The organism is Pseudomonas sp. TH41 (genome assembly GCF_016650695.1).
Lineage (GTDB): Bacteria > Pseudomonadota > Gammaproteobacteria > Pseudomonadales > Pseudomonadaceae > Aquipseudomonas.
Genome location: NZ_JAEKFH010000009.1, coordinates 91,370 through 108,034, shown reverse-complemented (window position 1 = coordinate 108,034; position 16,665 = coordinate 91,370). Strand labels below are relative to the sequence as shown.

Below are 16,665 nucleotides of genomic sequence, written 5' to 3'. Positions count from 1 at the left end.
GCCATGAAAGTCGAACAATTGACCTGCAACATCGGCGCGGAAATAGTCGGCGTCAACCTCGCCGACGCGATCCATGACGACGGTCTTTTTGCCGAGATTCGTGCCCAGTTGCTCAAGCACCGAGTGGTGTTTTTGCGTGACCAGGACATCAGTCGCGCCGAGCACGTGGCATTCGCCCGTCGCTTTGGCGAGCTGGAGGACCATCCGGTAGCGGGCAGTGACCCGGATCACCCGGGGTTGGTGCGTATCTACAAAAATCCGGACCAACCGATTGACCGCTACGAAAACGCCTGGCACACCGATGCCACCTGGCGCGAGGCACCGCCGATGGGTTGCGTGTTGCGTTGCGTGGAGTGCCCGCCCGTAGGGGGCGACACCATGTGGGCGAATATGGTGGTGGCTTATGAACGTCTGCCCGATGACGTGAAGGCGAAGATTGCCGACTTGCGTGCCCGGCACAGCATCGAGGCCAGCTTCGGTGCGGCCATGCCGATCGACAAGCGTCTGGCGCTCAAGGCGATGTACCCGGACCCCGAGCACCCGGTGGTGCGTACCCACCCGGAAACCGGCGAAAAGGTGCTGTTCGTCAACGCGTTCACCACCCATTTCAGCAACTACCACACCGCTGGGCGGGTGCGCTTCGGCCAGGACGCCAACCCGGGTGCCGGCGAGCTGTTGCGCTACCTGATCAGCCAGGCCTACATCCCCGAGTATCAGGTGCGCTGGCGTTGGAAGCCGAACAGCATTGCCATCTGGGACAACCGCAGTACTCAGCACTACGCCGTCATGGATTACCCGCCATGCCATCGCAAGATGGATCGTGCCGGCATCATCGGCGACAAGACCTACTGATCAGCCTTTCGTACTCGTATATCCGCTTGCCCGGCATCGCCCGCCGGGTCCGCAATCATAATAATAGGAGTCACTCATGCAATTCTTCGACGATTCGCTGCACCCGGAAAACATGGAAAAGGTGGTGATCACCGTCGCCCCATACGGCCCTGAATGGATGCCGGAAGATTTTCCCGAAGACATCCCCCTGACCATGGATGAGCAGGTGCAGAAGGCGGTCGATTGCTACGAAGCCGGTGCAACCGTCTTGCACCTGCACGTGCGGGAACTGGACGGCAAGGGCTCCAAGCGCCTGTCCAAATTCAACGAGCTGATCGCCGGTGTGCGCGAAGCCGTGCCAGACATGATCATCCAGGTTGGCGGCTCGATTTCCTTCGCCCCGGAAAGCGATGGCGAAGCGGCCAAGTGGCTGTCCGACGATACCCGCCACATGCTGGCTGAGCTGACGCCAAAACCGGATCAGGTTACCGTTGCGATCAACACCACCCAGATGAACATCATGGAGCTGCTGTATCCGGAATACCTGGAAGGCACCTCCCTGGCCAATCCGGCTTTTCAGGCAGCTTACAGCGAGATGACCGTACCGGCCGGCCCAGCCTGGGTTGCCGAACACCTCAAGCGACTGATGGACAACGACATCCAGCCGCACTTCCAGCTGACCGGCATGCATGCCATGGAAACCCTCGAACGCCTGGTGCGTAGGGGCGTGTACATGGGCCCGCTGAACCTGACCTGGATCGGCATTGGCGGCGGTTTCGACGGCCCTAATCCGTTCAACTTCTTCAACTTCATCCACCGCGCACCGGACGGCTGCACGCTGACCTCCGAGTCGCTGCTCAAGAACGTAATGCCGTTCAACACCATGTCGATGGCCATGGGCATGCACCCGCGTGTGGGCAATGAAGACACTATCATTGATCACAAGGGCGATCGTTTCGGCTCGGTTGCGCAGATCAAGCAAACCGTGCGCATCGCTCATGAACTGGGTCGCGAAATTGCCACCGGCAAAGAAGCCCGTGAGATCTACCGCATCGGTGTGAAGTACCAAAGCATCGAAGAAACCCTGTTGGCCAACGGCATGGCACCCAACCGCAAGGCGGGACAAAAAGGCATCCCGCAACGCGGTTGACCGATAGCAGGGGCGGGGAGTGACAGCTTCTCGCCCGCTGCATTGCAACAAGCTCGATAACAACAAATAAAACAATGTTTCGAGGAGGCTACATGGCCTTTCACCCAATTGCCGCAGACGATGACGACTGTGCCGTCGGTGTTGCGCGCAAATACGCCTGGATAGTCTTCGCACTGACGTTCGGTCTGTTGATTTCCGATTACATGTCGCGGCAGGTGCTCAATGCCGTGTTCCCGCTGCTCAAAGGCGAGTGGGCATTGAGCGACGGCCAGCTCGGCCTGCTCAGCGGCATTGTCGCCTTGATGGTCGGCCTGCTGACGTTTCCGCTGTCGCTGATGGCTGATCGCTTCGGTCGGGTAAAAAGCCTGGCGCTGATGGCGCTGCTGTGGAGTCTGGCGACGCTGGGCTGCGCATTGGCGCAGGACTACCAGCAGATGTTCATTGCACGTTTCATGGTGGGCGTCGGCGAAGCGGCTTATGGCAGCGTCGGCATCGCTGTCGTGATCTCCGTTTTCCCCAAACACATGCGTGCCACGCTGGCCAGCGCCTTCATGGCGGGCGGCATGTTCGGATCGGTATTGGGAATGGCAATGGGCGGCGCACTCGCTGCGAAGCTGGGCTGGCGCTGGTCGTTCGCCGGTATGGCGTTGTTCGGTCTGCTGCTGGCAGTGCTTTATCCGCTCATCGTCAAAGAAGCGCGCATCGCCCCACAACGGGCCGTCCAGGCTGCGAACAAGGCCGCCGCGGCGGTCAAGCGCCCGTTAAGCACACTGTTTTCCACTCGCTCGGTGGTTGCGACCTATATCGGTAGCGGCTTGCAATTATTCGTCGGTGGCACCGTGATTGTGTGGATGCCCAGCTACCTCAATCGATATTACGACATGGCCACTGACAAGGCCGGCGGCGTCGCGGCGATCATCGTGTTGTGCAGCGGTGCCGGGATGATTCTGTGCGGCATGCTCAGCGACCGACTGTGCCGCCACTCGCCGGAGCGCAAGGTGGCCCTGGCCATCGCTTACTGCCTGGGCAGCTGCCTGCTGCTGTCAGCGGCGTTCGCCCTGCCGGCAGGACCGCTGCAACTGGCATTGATCTGCCTGGGCATGCTGATTGCCGCAGGCACCACTGGCCCAGCCGGGGCAATGGTTGCCAACCTGACCCATTACTCAGTCCACGGCACAGCCTTCGCCACGCTGACCCTGGCCAACAACATGCTGGGGTTGGCGCCGGGTCCGTTTATCACCGGCAAGGTATCCGACCTCATTGGCCTGCATGCTGCGTTCCAATTGGTCCCGCTGATCAGCATCGCCGCCGCGGCCGTGTTCTTTTATGCCAAGTGCCATTACCACAAAGACATTGCCCGACTCACGGGCCAGAGCGTGCCTGACTCCGTCAGCGAAGCAGCGTTAGAGGTGAAGTTGTGAGTGGTCGTTTACGTATTGATGTGTTTTTCGATTTCATCTGCCCCTGGTGTCTGATCGGCAAGCGCCAATTGGAGCGCGCAATAAACTTGCTGCGCACCAAGGAGCCGGATGTGGAGCTCAAGACGGTTTGGCACGGGGTGCAGCTTCTGCCACAGCTACCGGCACAGGGTGAACCGTTCACTGACTTTTATCTCAAGCGTCTGGGCAATGCCGATTCAGTGATCATGCGCCAGGCCCAGGTGCAACAGGCCGCCATGGCGGTGGGAGAGCCCATCGACTTGAGTCGCATCGCAACAATGCCCAATACCGCGGATGCCCATCGTCTGCTGGAGCGGGTCAGCGTGCTGGGCAATACCCTCCAGCGTGACGCGTTGCTTGAGCGGCTTTTCGCCGCGTACTTCCACCGCGGAGAGGATCTGGGTTGCCCCGAGACGTTGATCGCCATCGCCCAGTCGTGTGGCTTCGACGCGGGCACCGTGACTGACTGCCTGTATGGCGACGGCCGGCCCTTCATTGGCAGCCCCGGGGCTATCGGCGGCGTGCCTTGTTTTCAGTTCGACCGTCGACTGACGGTGGTGGGTGCGCATCCTGCCGAGTCGCTGTTTGGCGCCATGCAAGAAGTCTTGCTGGAAAGTACCGGCGAGCGGCAGCCGTCATGAATTCGCGTGTACCTGTACCGGCCGGAAAAAACCCGCAGGCCGGAGGACGTGCGCTGTTCGAATTCGATGGTCGGAGCATTGCGTTGTTCAACGTGGAAGGACAGCTCTATGCCATCGACGACAGCTGCCCGCATCAGGGCGCCTCGCTGTGCGGCGGGCGTCTCGACGGGCGGGTGATTCAATGCTGTGCCCATGGACTGCGCTTCGATCTGGTCAGCGGCTACCTGCTCAATTCAAACAAACTCAAAGTTGCCAGCTACCCGGTCGATGTCATCGACGGCCAGGCATTTATCATCATCGTCCCCGAGGAGTCCGCGCCATGAGCGCCATTGCTCTCACCCGTATCCACAGCCGCACCCGCGAATTGGCGCCGGGGTTTATCGTCAGTCTGATCGTCGCGGCAGCAGCCAGTTTCCTGTCCGAACACTACGGTGCGCCGGTCATGCTGTTCGCTCTGCTGCTGGGCATGGCGCTGAACTTCCTCTCCGGTGAAGGCAGCTGCAAGGCCGGGATCGAATTCACCGCGCGCTCGGTGTTGCGAATCGGTGTCGCCCTGCTGGGGATGCGCATTACCCTGGAGCAGATCGTAGGGCTGGGCTGGAAACCATTGGCCCTGGTGGTGATTCTTGTGGTGGTGACCATCAGTGTGTCGGTGGTGGCGGCCAAGGCCCTGGGCTTCTCACGCTTGTTCGGCATGCTCACCGGCGGCGCCACCGCAATCTGTGGCGCCTCGGCGGCACTGGCGCTGGCGGCAGCACTGCCCAACCACCCACAGAAGGAACGCGCCACACTGTTTACGGTGATCGGGGTCTCGGCGCTGTCGACGGCGGCGATGATTGTTTATCCGATGATCTGTAAATGGCTTGGGCTATCACCGCAAGTCGCCGGGATGTTCCTCGGCGGCACTATTCACGATGTGGCGCAGGTGGTCGGTGCTGGCTACAGCCTATCGACCGAGACGGGTGACACGGCCACGGTGGTCAAGTTGATGCGGGTGGCAATGCTGCTGCCGGTGATTGTCTGCGCGACCATGATCACGCGCCTGCAAGGCGCCGACCCGACCGGTAAACGGCCGCCACTGCTGCCATGGTTTGCCGTCGGCTTCCTGGCGCTCGCGTGCATCAACAGCACTGGCTGGATCGCCCCGGTGGTGCAGGGTTCAGTCAATGAGCTGTCACGCTGGTGCCTGGTGGTTTCGATCAGTGCCTTGGGCATGAAAACCCAGCTCAAGGAACTGGCCGCCGTCGGCATCAAGCCCATTTTGTTGATGGTCGGGGAAACCGTTTTCCTTGCCGTTCTTGTGTTGCTGTTGTTGCACTGGGGGATGTAAGCCCGGCTGCAAGCAGCACCGCCTTGCAAGCAGCGCCGCATTGCGTTTACTCCGATGCAAAGTGGCACTCGACCGGCGTCATAAGCTCCGGTTCTTTTGCGGCGACTGTACCCACAGTCGCCGTTTTTTTTTCGTTTGCGATCAGGCACTTGCTTGCAGATATACCTGTAGGAGCTGCCGAAGGCTGCGATCTTTTGATCTTGAAGGGCGCGCTAAGGAAAGATCAAAAGATCGCAGCCTTCGGCAGCTCCTACAGGTATATCTGCAAGCGATTGGTTGGATGTCAGGCCGCTTTCGCGGGCAAGCCAGATCCTACGGTTTGATCTTCGCCGGCTCAGGGTTTGTTCGAATCTGGGAGGGTAGTGCTGTCCGTCGGGGCTTTTGGGCTGCCAGGCTTGTGCGTGTTGCGCCATACGGCCGGCGGCATGTCGAACTGGCTGATGAACCAACGCGTAAACGAACTCGCCATGGAGTAGCCCAGCATGTCGGCGACCTGGCTTAACGAATAGCTCGGGTTTTCCAGGTAGCGCAACACCAGATCGCGGCGCACATCGTTGATCAGGTCATTGAAGGTGCAGTCGTCTTCTTTCAGACGGCGCTGCAACGTCCGCACGTTCATGCCCTGGCTCTGGGCGATCTGCTCGATGGTGGCGCGGCCCATGGGCAGCAGCAAGTAGATGGCTTTGCGTACCTCGAACAGGGTCGAAGGCCCGTCGTTGCTTTGCAGCGAATCGAGATAACGTTGGGCGTAGCGCGCCATACCCGGATCGGCATGGGGATTGGTCATGTCAAGGTTGGCGTCAGGGCAGACGATGCCATTGAACTCACTGCCGAACTCCAGCTTGCACCCAAACAGCCGGCGATGGAGTTGCAGGTTGTCGGGGGGCTGGTGGGTGAAGTTGACGCTGTAGGGTTGCCAGTGGGCACCGAGCAGGGCGGCGCAGAGACGAAACATCACACCGATTGCCAGCTCATTGGCTTGCCGACAGGGCATCGGCGACTCGGGGACCACCTCTTCGCGGATGATCACCATCCTGCCCGCTTCCTCGACGAAGATCGCCAACGAGTCGTTCATCAGGTGGCGGTAGTGCACCAGCACTTGTAACGCATCACGCAGTGTTCGCTGATGGGTGAGCAACAAGCTGACGACACCAAAATCGGAAAGCTGGCGTGACTCGGCCATGCTCAAGCCAAAGTACTGGCAACCGCTGGCAGTGGAGGAGTTTTCCAGCAGGCGCACCGCCGCATCGATAGGAATACGGTGTTCTGGGGTTTGCAACACGGCTTTGTTCAAACCGACGTCGACCAGCATGGTCTGTGGGTTCAATCCCAGGTGTTGCGCCACTTCCAGGTAGTTAGTCAAAACGGCGGCGCGTACGAGCTTGGTCATGCAGGACCTTTTTCTTGTAGTGATTGCGATCGAAATTAACGTGACCGGCTACGTCCGGCAAGTCATGAAATGAAAAGTTTTGAACAGAGGCTTCCAATACTTTTTTGTGCTCGGAAGTTCATCGAAACAACTGCAAACGTGTCATCAAAAGAAAAGTAGCTGACGTCAAATGTAAAGCATCGCGGGTGGGGGCTCTTTATTGTCGGTACTACAAAAAGATTCTGGCGACACAGCCAGTCGAGTCACCGTGAAGGCGAAGGTGTTCAAGTGGACAAACTGCAAACTGCTGCAACCGTTCTGATCGTACCGGGTCTGCGCGACCACGTTGCCGAACATTGGCAAACACTGCTGGAGGCCCGGTTAAGCAACGTGCGCAGCGTCCCGCCGCTGGAAACCGACAAACTTGACTGCGCTGCACGGGTCCGGGCGATCCAGCATGAACTGGAGCAAATCGACGGGCCGGTGATTCTTGTCGCTCACAGCGCCGGTGTGCTGATGGTTGCGCACTGGGCAACCCGGCACAGCGGCTCGATCAAGGGCGCTCTACTGGCTGCACCGCCTGATCTTAATGCCCCCTGGCCGCAAGGCTATCCGTCCCCTGACACCCTTCGAGCCAATGGCTGGGCGCCTCTGCCCACCCGCGTGCTGCCTTTTCGCAGCATTGTGGCGGGCAGCACCAACGATCACCTGGCCAGCCTCGAGGCTGTCACCCGTATGGCCCACGGCTGGGGCAGCGAACTGATCAACCTCGGCGAAGTCGGCCACCTCAACCCGGCATCGGGCTTTGGCCACTGGCCACAAGCCGAAGCACTCATTCTGGAACTGGATCGCTAGTCAGGCACCTGCCCGGTCGTAACGTGGCCGGCAATTGCTCTAACGTGTGAAAAAAACGCAGGCCTTTCACCCGGGCCTGTGCAAGGGAACCTGCGCTTAAAAATAAGTACAACATGGCGGAGACAACGTAATGCATAACAATAAGAGTCATGGCCTCACACTACCCCCGCGTCGCAGTTTGTTGGCCCTGGCCATTCTGGCGGCGTCCATGCCGGTCGCCCACGCCGTCGAACTGGATACCGGCAACCCTGACTGGGCCATGCGTTTTGATAACACCGTGAAGTACAACTACGGTGTGCGCACCGAAAACGCCGACAAACGCATGTTGGGGACGCCGAACAACAATGACGGTGACTACAACTTTCGCAAGGCCGGGACCAACATCACCAACCGGGTTGACCTGTTGACCGAGATGGATGTGGTCTACAAGGACCATATGGGGTTTCGTGTCAGTGCCGCGAGTTGGTACGACAAGGCGTATGAAAACACCGGTTCCAATTCCAATCCGTTCGTCAACGGTAATGGCAGTACCTCGGGCCTGGTCGCCAATGATCCGCGTCTTGCCCCCGTTACTCGCGACAATGTCGGTAATGGCAGCTCCCACCTGAGCAACTACGCCCAGCGCTACTACACCGGACCCTCCGGCGAAATCCTCGATGCCTTCGTGTTCTACAGCACCGAAGTGGGCGAAGAGTCGATGTTCAGTGTCAAGGCCGGGCAACACAACGTGTTCTGGGGTGAAACCATCCTGAACCCGGTTCACTCGATCAGCTACGGCCAGTCCGGCCTGGATCTGGCGAAGCTGGCGGCGTCGCCGGGTACCGAGGCCAAGGAGTTGTTCGTTCCGCGAAATCAGCTCTCGATGACCTTCACCCTCAATCCTGAGTTGACCGTAGGTGCCCAGTATTTCCTGGATTGGGATGCCGCACGACTGCCAGAAGCGGGGACTTACTATGGCGGTTCCGATCTGGTGGGCTTCGGTGCGCAGTCGTTCCTGCTGGGCAACACCAACTCCATCACCCCCGGCAGCCCTCTCGGTTGTGGCCTGGCACCTTGCAATGCGCTGACCAACGTGCGCCGTGGCGATGATCTGACACCGCGCAATTCGGGCGATTGGGGCGTTATGGCGAAATGGTCGCCGGCGTGGCTGGACGGCACGCTCGGCTTCTACTATCGCCAGACTTCGGACATCTTGCCTCAGGCCTGGCTCGACGCCAGAGGGTTGAGCTCGGCCAATCCTAACGGCACGCGGCCAGCGGGCCAGGTGCCAGCGGTCGTCAACACACTGAACTCGTTGAGCACCACCACCTATCAGCTGGCGTATTCCGACAAGATCGACATCTTCGGCTTGAGCCTGTCCAAGGATGTCGGCGGCATCAGCGTCGGCAGTGACCTGAACATCCGCCACAACATGCCGCTGGCCAGTATCCCGGCGATCGTCAGTACCAACAGCCCGCTCGGGCTCGGGCAAGGTCTGGGCCTGTTGCCGCCACGTACGGCGGCCACCGGCATCATCTACGACACCCCGCACGATGGCGACAGCATGAGTGCCACAGGCGACACGCTGCACTGGACGCTCAACGGTCTGATGGCCTTGCCCAAGACACCGGTGTTCGATTCGGCTTCGCTGTTGGCCGAACTCTATTACAGCAACCTGCTCAAGCTCGATAGCAAGAATGAGGCGCTCTACAAGGGCAAGAGCACTTATCGCGGTATCGATGCGCCGACCCGCGACAACTGGGGTATCGCGGTCAACTTCACACCGACCTGGTACCAGGTATTCCCTGGCGTGGACATGACCATGCCAACCTCCGTCAACGTTGGACTTGCGGGCGTTTCACCGGTATCGGGCGGCGGTGCGAAAGACACCGGCAACTATGCCGTGGGCGTCGGCGCCATCGTTTACAACAAGTACTTCGTCGACCTCAAGTACGTGGATTCCTTCGGCAAGACTGACAAGTGCAATGTCAGCGGCAACAGCACCGGCGCAGCCAACGCCGGAAGTGGCGACGGCTCTACGCCGAACGCCTTCAGCGGTAACGAAAACTACGCGTGCTACGCCGGTGGCTATTCGGCCTTCTCGGGCGGCGGTGCGACCACTGAAGACCGTGGCGCCCTCTACCTGACGCTGAAAACCACCTTCTGATTCACCCAATGCTTAGTCACTAAGCAGGAGTATGACCCCATGAAATTTGTGCAAACTCTGTTGGCCGCGTCTCTGGCCATGGCCATTGGCGCCCATGCGCAGGCAGCCGTTTCGCCTCAAGAGGCCGCCAAACTGGGCAGCAGCCTGACCCTGGTGGGCGCCGAAAAAGCCGCCAATGCCGATGGCTCGATTCCCGCCTATGCCGGTGGGCTGACCACAGCCCCGGCCAGTTTCAAGGCCGGCGACAGCATGCGCCCGGATCCGTTTGCCAGCGAAAAACCGGTGCTGGTGATCGATGGTAAAAACGTTGATCAGTACAAAGGCATGCTTAGTGCCACCACGGTGGAACTGGCCAAGCGCTTCGCGACATTCCATGTTGATGTTTACCCGACCCACCGCACCGTGGCCCTGCCGCAGACGGTGCTGGACAACGGCGTGAAAAACGCCATCGGTGCCAAGTCCCTTGAAGGCGGCCTGGCCATCGACAACGTATTACCCGGCGTACCGTTTCCGATTCCGCAATCGGGCAGCGAGGCGATGTGGAACTTCCTGCTGCGGTATCAGGGCGTCAACATCAACTCCAAGTACGACTCCTGGAACGTCGACTCGGCCGGTGTACCGAGCCTGGCGACCACCGGGCAGGCGTTCATCACGTACCCGATCTACGAAAACCTGTCGCAGCCCATCAGCAGTTCCGATGTGTACTACCAGATGAAGCTGTACTACACGGGGCCGGCGCGTCGTGCCGGCGAATCGATCATGCTCAAAGATGCCGCCAACCCGCTGGAGCAGCCACGTCGCGCATGGCAGTACCTGCCGGGACAACGTCGCGTCAAGCTGGCGCCCAACCTCGCTTACGACACGCCTAATCCCGGTACGGCCGGAGCGGGCACTTACGACGATGTGTTCGTGTTCAACGGCGCACTGGATCGCTACGACTGGAAGCTGGTCGGCAAGCAAGAAATGATCGTGCCGTACAACACCTACAAGCTGACCTATGCCCAGGACCCCAAAAGCCTGACCACCGCTAATCACCTCGCACCCGATTTCGTGCGCTGGGAAAAACACCGCGTCTGGGTCGTCGAGGGCAACCTCAAGGCGGGTGCACGTCACGTGTACCAGAAGCGCCGCTTCTACCTCGATGAAGACAGCTGGGCCGCTCTGGCTTCCGATCAATACGACGCACGCGGTCAGCTCTACCGTGGCTCGTTCGCCTTCCTCAGCCAGAGCTATGACAAGCAGGTGCCGGACTCCACGCCGTTCATGATCTACGACCTGGTCGGCGGTTCCTACAACATCAATGGTGTCGTAGGGCCTTACGGCGGCATTCGCTACATCGACTCGCTGTCCAAGGCGCAGTGGTCGCCGGAGTCCCTGGCGGGCGCCGGCATTCGCTAAGCGCCGGGGTTCAACGCCGGGTGCACTCGACGTGCGCCCGGCGCTTTTTTTCAAGAGGGACGCCGTATGTGTTCGTACACGAAGTACCTGCAGGTCGCGCTGGGCATCACGCTTGCTTTGCTGCAAGGCCTCACTCAGGCGGCCAGCTACGTCGACGTGCTGGATCTGCCGGCCAAGGCCAGCGCCCTGGCGGTTCGCAGCCCTTTGCTCGGCGCGGCTCGCGCAGGTGAGCGACTAATCGTCGTCGGACAACGTGGCCACATCCTTTATTCCGATGATAGCGGCAAAGACTGGCAGCAGGCGGCTGTGCCGGTCAGTGCCGACCTTAATGCCGTGAACTTCCCTTCAGCCACGCAAGGGTGGGCGGTCGGCAACGACGGCGTGGTACTGCACACCAGCGATGCCGGCGTGACCTGGAACAAACAACTGGACGGTCGCCAGATCGGCGCCTTGCTGGTCAAGCATTACCGTGCGTTGGCCACTCGTGAACCCGCCAACGAACACTGGGCGAAGCTCGCCGCTGATGGCGAGCGACTGGTCGAGGAGGGCGCTGACAAGCCGCTGCTCGACGTTTGGTTCGCCAACGAAAAAGTCGGCTTTGTGGTCGGTGTGTTCAACCTGATTCTGCGTACCGAAGATGGCGGTGAACACTGGGTGCCGTTCCAGGACCGCACTGATAACACGCAAGGTTTGCACCTCAATGCAATCGCGTCCACGGGGGATGCGCTCTACATCGTTGGCGAACAGGGATTGCTGCTCAAGTGGGATGAGGCAGGGCAGCGTTTCGTGGTGCTCGAGTCGCCCTATCAGGGCAGTTTCTTCGGCGTGATCGGCAGGCCCGGCGAAGTGCTGGTGTACGGTCTGCGCGGGCATGTGTTTCGAAGCATCGATGGCGGTTCCAGCTGGACCCCGCTCAGCACGGGTCTGCAGGTCAGCATCACGGCCGCCACGGTGGACGCCAAGGGTCGTTACCTGCTGTTTAGCCAGGCAGGACAAATGCTGGTCCGCGGCGACGACAGCACCCGACTGACGTTGGTGCCTCAACAAAATCTGTCCCCGTCAGCCGGCGCCACCCGAGCACCCGACGGCAGCCTGGTGTTGGTCGGCAGCCGTGGTGCACGCGTACAGAACGTCAAATAAGAACTGGATCCATTAGAGCGAGTACCCTGACATGGGCAACATCAAGCAAGACACCATGCCGGTGATCCGCCACTTGCGTGACTTCGATCGGCACTCCGGCAACCGCCTGGAACGCTGGGTGTTCAACCACCGTCCGCTGTTTGTGTTGGTCATGGCGTTGGTCACGCTGGTGCTGGGTTATATGGCGGCCACCCGCCTGGAGCTGCGCCCCAGCTTTGAGAAGATGATTCCGCAGAGCCAGCCCTATATCCAGAACTTCCTGGAGAACCGCAAATCGTTGCGTGGCCTGGGCAGTTCGGTGCGGGTGGTGGTGGAGAACACCCAGGGCGACATTTTCGACCCCCAATACCTGGCCGTACTCAAACAGGTCAATGATGACTTGTTCCTCACGGAAGGCGTCGACCGTGCCTGGATGAAGTCTCTGTGGAGCCCGGCGGTGCGCTGGAATGAAGTCACCGAAGAAGGCTTCCAGGGTGGCCCGGTGATGCCCGATGCGTACCAGGGTTCACCCGCAGACATCGAACAGTTGCGCCAGAACATCAACCGCGCCGGCATTGTCGGCAGCCTGGTGGCCAGCGACTTCAGGTCGACCATGTTGATCGTGCCGCTGCTGGACAAAACGTCGGCGACCGGTCACAGCATCAATTACTACTCGTTCGCGCAGATGCTCGAAGAACAGCTGCGAGACAAAATCGAATTTGCCGGCGATAGCAAGGCACGCAAGGCCGGGGCGGAGGGCAAAGGCAAGTACAAGGTCCGCGTGATCGGTTTTGCCAAGTTGATCGGCGATCTGATCGACGGCCTGATTCAGGTGATGATGTTCTTCGGTCTGGCCGTGGTCACCTCGTTCGTCATCATCTATCTCTACACCCGTTGCCTGCGCAGCACGCTGTTGGTGATCTTTTGTTCGCTGACCGCTGTGGTCTGGCAGTTGGGCATTGTCGCCTGGCTGGGTTATGCCATCGATCCCTACTCGGTTCTGGTGCCGTTCCTGATTTTCGCCATCGGTGTATCCCACGCGGCGCAGAAGATGAACGGCATCATGCAGGACATCGCCCGTGGCACCCATAAACTGGTGGCGGCGCGGTACACCTTCCGTCGTCTGTTTATCGCTGGCGTCACCGCGTTGCTGGCCGATGCGGTCGGTTTTGCCGTGTTGATGCTGATCGACATTCCGGTGATTCAGGACCTGGCCATTACCGCCAGTATCGGCGTCGCCGTGCTGATCTTCACCTCGCTGTTGTTGATGCCGGTGGCCCTGTCCTACATCGGCGTTGGCGCCAAGGCTGCAGAGCGTGCGCTGAAGATCGACACTCGCGCCGCGCAGAGTCGGGGGTTCGGCAAACTGTGGGATTTCCTCGACCGTTTCACCACGCGCAAGTGGGCCACGGGTATCGTGCTCGGGGCGGTGGTGTTGGGCATCGCAGGTTTCGTGGTCAGTCAACGCCTGCAAATTGGCGACCTCGACAGTGGCGCCCCGGAGCTGCGCGCGGACTCGCGCTACAACCGTGACAACGCCTACATCACCAGCCACTACGCGCTGTCCAGCGACCTGTTCGCGGTGATGATCAAGACGCCGCCTGAAGGGTGCCTGAATTATCAGACGTTGATTCTGGCCGATCGCCTGGCCTGGGAGCTCCAGCAATACCCCGGTGTGCAAGCGACTTCATCGCTGGTCAATGCGGTACGTCAGATCACCGCTGGCTCGTTCGAAGGCAACCCCAAGCTCAACAGCATCCAGCGCAACCAGAACGTACTGAACTATGCCGCGCAGCAGGCGTCGGTCAATGCACCGGAATTGTTCAATACCGATTGTTCGGTGATGCCGGTGATCGCCTTCCTCAAGGATCACAAAGCCGAAACGCTGGACGCCGTGGTCGCTATCGCCGACAAATTCGCCAAGGAAAACAGCACCGACGATCGCCAGTTTCTGTTGGCCGCCGGCACTGCCGGCATTGAAGCGGCGACCAACATCGTGGTGCGTGAAGCCAACCACACGATGCTGCTTTACGTGTACGCGGCAGTGACGCTGTTCTGCCTGATTACCTTCCGCAGTTGGCGCGCGACGCTGGTGGCGCTGCTGCCGCTGGTGCTGACGTCGATCCTCTGCGAGGCGTTGATGGTGGTCATGGGCATCGGCGTCAAAGTGGCGACATTGCCGGTGATCGCGCTGGGGGTAGGGATCGGTGTGGATTACGCGTTGTACTTGCTCAGCGTGCAGCTGCACTTCCAGCGCCAAGGCCTGCCATTGGCACAGGCCTACCGTAACGCGGTGTCTTTCACCGGTCGAGTCGTCGGACTGGTCGGCATCACCCTGGCGGCAGGCGTTGTGTGCTGGGCCTGGTCGCCGATCAAGTTCCAGGCCGACATGGGCATCCTGCTGACCTTCATGTTCATCTGGAACATGCTCGGTGCGCTGATTCTAATACCGGCGTTGTCCTGTTTCCTGCTGCGAAACATCACTCCCATTCCTGCAAAGTCCACCGAACGCCCGGCGGAACTTGTTGGCGCACACCCATAAGGGTTGCACTTCCACTGACCAGGGCATGTTCCATGCCCTGACATTGCCTGAGTATTTCAAACATGTCTGACTACAAAGCGCCGCTGCGCGACATTCGGTTCGTACTCAACGAAGTTTTCAACGTTTCCCGGCTGTGGGCCGCCATGCCGGCCCTGGCCGAGGTGGTGGATGAAGACACCGCCAATGCCGTGCTCGAAGAAGCCGGCAAGATCAGCGCAGAGCTGATCGCACCGCTCAACCGCAGTGGTGACGAGCAGGGCTGTTCCTGGAACGACGGGCAGGTTTCCACGCCAAACGGCTTTGCGGACGCCTATCGCGCCTTTGCCGAGGGTGGCTGGACCGGCGTGGGCGGAGAACCGGCATACGGTGGCATGGGCATGCCCAAAGTGATCGGCGCCCAGGTCGAGGAAATGGTCAACGGGGCCAACCTGTCGTTTGGCTTGTATCCGATGCTGACCGCCGGCGCCTGCCTGGCCCTCAACGCTCATGCCAGTGAAACGCTGAAAGCGACGTACCTGCCAAACCTGTATGCCGGCGTCTGGGCCGGTTCCATGTGCCTGACCGAACCACACGCCGGCACGGATCTGGGGATCATCCGCACCAAGGCCGAACCTCAGGCCGACGGTTCTTACAAAGTCAGCGGCACCAAGATTTTCATCACCGGCGGCGAGCACGACCTGACCGAGAACATCATCCACCTGGTCCTGGCCCGCCTACCTGACGCGCCCGCAGGCCCCAAAGGCATCTCGTTGTTTTTGGTGCCCAAAGTCCTGGTCAACGCCGATGGCAGCCTTGGTCAGAGGAACGCGCTGTCCTGTGGTTCAATCGAACACAAGATGGGGATCAAGGCCTCAGCCACCTGCGTGATGAACTTCGACGGTGCCACCGGCTGGATCGTCGATGCACCCAACAAGGGCCTGGCGGCAATGTTCACCATGATGAATTACGAGCGCCTGGGTGTCGGCATTCAGGGGCTGGCCACGGCTGAACGCTCTTACCAAAATGCGCTCGCCTATGCCCGCGACCGTTTGCAAAGTCGTTCGCCGAGCGGCCCGCAAGCCACCGACAAGGTCGCGGATCCGATCATCGTGCACCCCGACGTTCGCCGCATGTTGCTGACCATGAAAGCGTGCAATGAAGGCAGTCGTGCGTTTTCGACCTACGTCGCGATGCAACTCGACACGGCCAAGTTCAGTGACGACCCAAGCGCACGCAAACGCGCCGAGGCACTGGTGGCATTGTTGACGCCGGTGGCCAAAGCCTTTCTGACTGACCTGGGCCTGGAATCCACTGTGCATGGCCAGCAGGTATTTGGCGGTCACGGCTACATTCGCGAATGGGGCCAGGAGCAACTGGTGCGCGATGTGCGTATTACCCAGATCTACGAGGGCACTAACGGCATTCAGGCGCTGGACCTGGTCGGACGCAAAGTGGTCGGCACGGGAGGTGCGCTGTACCAACTGTTTGCTGACGAGATCCGCCATTTTACCGCCACCGCCAGTGCTGAGCTGGCTGAGTTCACCCAGCCGCTGAACAGCGCACTGGACAACCTCGACGAACTCACCGCGTGGTTGCTGGACCGTGCGCAAAACAACCCGAATGAAATCGGCGCTGCCGCGGTCGAGTATCTGCACGTCTTCGGTTACACCGCCTACGCCTACATGTGGGCGTTGATGGCCCAGGCCGCCTTCGGCAAGGAAACGCAGGACGATTTCTACGCCAGCAAAATGGGCACCGCACGTTTCTTTTTTGCTCGTCTGTTACCGCGTGTCCATTCGTTGGCGGCGTCGGTCCGGGCCGGTAGCGACTCGCTTTACCTGCTCGATGCAACGCAGTTCTGATCCA

At 60.2% G+C, this 16,665-nt stretch carries 13 protein-coding genes; 12 read left to right on the top strand and 1 reads right to left on the bottom strand.

What is annotated here, in order from left to right; genetic code table 11:
* Positions 1 to 3: 3 nt before the first annotated feature.
* The 6 genes from JFU37_RS29775 to JFU37_RS29750 all read left to right on the top strand — a co-directional run bounded on the left by JFU37_RS29775 (position 4) and on the right by JFU37_RS29750 (position 5,391).
* On the top strand, positions 4 to 852 hold the full coding sequence (locus JFU37_RS29775) for a TauD/TfdA dioxygenase family protein (protein ID WP_201120690.1): 849 nt from the start codon (positions 4 to 6) through the stop codon (positions 850 to 852).
* Positions 853 to 928: 76 nt separating this feature from the next.
* Positions 929 to 1,981, top strand: coding sequence for a 3-keto-5-aminohexanoate cleavage protein (locus JFU37_RS29770; RefSeq protein ID WP_201120689.1), 1,053 nt, complete (start codon positions 929 to 931; stop codon positions 1,979 to 1,981).
* 92 nt (positions 1,982 to 2,073) lie between these two features.
* Positions 2,074 to 3,402 carry an MFS transporter gene (locus tag JFU37_RS29765; protein ID WP_201120688.1) on the top strand — a complete coding sequence of 443 codons (1,329 nt, stop codon included), beginning with the start codon at positions 2,074 to 2,076 and terminating at the stop codon, positions 3,400 to 3,402.
* A complete protein-coding gene (locus JFU37_RS29760; RefSeq protein ID WP_201120687.1) occupies positions 3,399 to 4,061 on the top strand; it encodes a DsbA family protein in 663 nt (220 codons plus the stop codon). Before JFU37_RS29765 ends, JFU37_RS29760 begins: the two co-directional genes overlap by 4 nt.
* Positions 4,058 to 4,384 carry a Rieske (2Fe-2S) protein gene (locus JFU37_RS29755; protein ID WP_201120686.1) on the top strand — a complete coding sequence of 109 codons (327 nt, stop codon included), beginning with the start codon at positions 4,058 to 4,060 and terminating at the stop codon, positions 4,382 to 4,384. The genes JFU37_RS29760 and JFU37_RS29755 overlap by 4 nt, the downstream gene beginning before the upstream one ends.
* Positions 4,381 to 5,391 (top strand): YeiH family protein, encoded by a 1,011-nt coding sequence (locus tag JFU37_RS29750; protein ID WP_201120685.1) that lies wholly within the window; start codon positions 4,381 to 4,383, stop codon positions 5,389 to 5,391. The genes JFU37_RS29755 and JFU37_RS29750 overlap by 4 nt, the downstream gene beginning before the upstream one ends.
* Positions 5,392 to 5,725: 334 nt before the next feature.
* Here JFU37_RS29750 and JFU37_RS29745 read toward each other — a convergent pair whose 3' ends face one another.
* Positions 5,726 to 6,781 (bottom strand): AraC family transcriptional regulator, encoded by a 1,056-nt coding sequence (locus tag JFU37_RS29745; protein ID WP_201120684.1) that lies wholly within the window; start codon positions 6,779 to 6,781, stop codon positions 5,726 to 5,728.
* Positions 6,782 to 7,048: 267 nt separating this feature from the next.
* Between JFU37_RS29745 and JFU37_RS29740 the strand changes: the two genes are divergently transcribed.
* The 6 genes from JFU37_RS29740 (at position 7,049) to JFU37_RS29715 (ending at position 16,661) form a co-directional block, all read left to right on the top strand.
* Positions 7,049 to 7,615: an alpha/beta hydrolase gene (locus tag JFU37_RS29740; protein WP_201120683.1), complete on the top strand. Its 567-nt coding sequence runs from the start codon at positions 7,049 to 7,051 to the stop codon at positions 7,613 to 7,615.
* A gap of 130 nt (positions 7,616 to 7,745) precedes the next feature.
* A complete protein-coding gene (locus JFU37_RS29735) occupies positions 7,746 to 9,761 on the top strand; it encodes a DUF1302 domain-containing protein (RefSeq protein ID WP_201120682.1) in 2,016 nt (671 codons plus the stop codon).
* Positions 9,762 to 9,800: 39 nt separating this feature from the next.
* Positions 9,801 to 11,159, top strand: a complete 1,359-nt coding sequence (locus JFU37_RS29730) for a DUF1329 domain-containing protein (protein WP_201120681.1) — start codon at positions 9,801 to 9,803, stop codon at positions 11,157 to 11,159.
* Between the two features lie 66 nt (positions 11,160 to 11,225).
* Positions 11,226 to 12,299: a WD40/YVTN/BNR-like repeat-containing protein gene (locus JFU37_RS29725; RefSeq protein WP_201120680.1), complete on the top strand. Its 1,074-nt coding sequence runs from the start codon at positions 11,226 to 11,228 to the stop codon at positions 12,297 to 12,299.
* Positions 12,300 to 12,330: 31 nt separating this feature from the next.
* Positions 12,331 to 14,820, top strand: coding sequence for an efflux RND transporter permease subunit (locus JFU37_RS29720; protein ID WP_201120679.1), 2,490 nt, complete (start codon positions 12,331 to 12,333; stop codon positions 14,818 to 14,820).
* Positions 14,821 to 14,882: 62 nt separating this feature from the next.
* The gene (locus JFU37_RS29715; protein WP_201120678.1) at positions 14,883 to 16,661 is read left to right on the top strand and encodes an acyl-CoA dehydrogenase C-terminal domain-containing protein; all 1,779 of its coding nucleotides are present in this window, start codon (positions 14,883 to 14,885) and stop codon (positions 16,659 to 16,661) included.
* Positions 16,662 to 16,665: the final 4 nt, after the last annotated feature.

Excerpts from the sequence above, each read along its gene's own strand:
- JFU37_RS29765 (WP_201120688.1), top strand. The coding sequence starts at position 2,074 with ATGGCCTTTCACCCAATTGCCGCAGACGATGACGACTGTGCCGTCGGT.
- JFU37_RS29755 (WP_201120686.1), top strand. The coding sequence starts at position 4,058 with ATGAATTCGCGTGTACCTGTACCGGCCGGAAAAAACCCGCAGGCCGGA.
- JFU37_RS29715 (WP_201120678.1), top strand. The coding sequence starts at position 14,883 with ATGTCTGACTACAAAGCGCCGCTGCGCGACATTCGGTTCGTACTCAAC.
- JFU37_RS29745 (WP_201120684.1), bottom strand. The coding sequence starts at position 6,781 with ATGACCAAGCTCGTACGCGCCGCCGTTTTGACTAACTACCTGGAAGTG.
- JFU37_RS29775 (WP_201120690.1), top strand. The coding sequence starts at position 4 with ATGAAAGTCGAACAATTGACCTGCAACATCGGCGCGGAAATAGTCGGC.
- JFU37_RS29770 (WP_201120689.1), top strand. The coding sequence starts at position 929 with ATGCAATTCTTCGACGATTCGCTGCACCCGGAAAACATGGAAAAGGTG.
- JFU37_RS29730 (WP_201120681.1), top strand. The coding sequence starts at position 9,801 with ATGAAATTTGTGCAAACTCTGTTGGCCGCGTCTCTGGCCATGGCCATT.
- JFU37_RS29750 (WP_201120685.1), top strand. The coding sequence starts at position 4,381 with ATGAGCGCCATTGCTCTCACCCGTATCCACAGCCGCACCCGCGAATTG.
- JFU37_RS29725 (WP_201120680.1), top strand. The coding sequence starts at position 11,226 with ATGTGTTCGTACACGAAGTACCTGCAGGTCGCGCTGGGCATCACGCTT.
- JFU37_RS29735 (WP_201120682.1), top strand. The coding sequence starts at position 7,746 with ATGCATAACAATAAGAGTCATGGCCTCACACTACCCCCGCGTCGCAGT.
- JFU37_RS29720 (WP_201120679.1), top strand. The coding sequence starts at position 12,331 with ATGGGCAACATCAAGCAAGACACCATGCCGGTGATCCGCCACTTGCGT.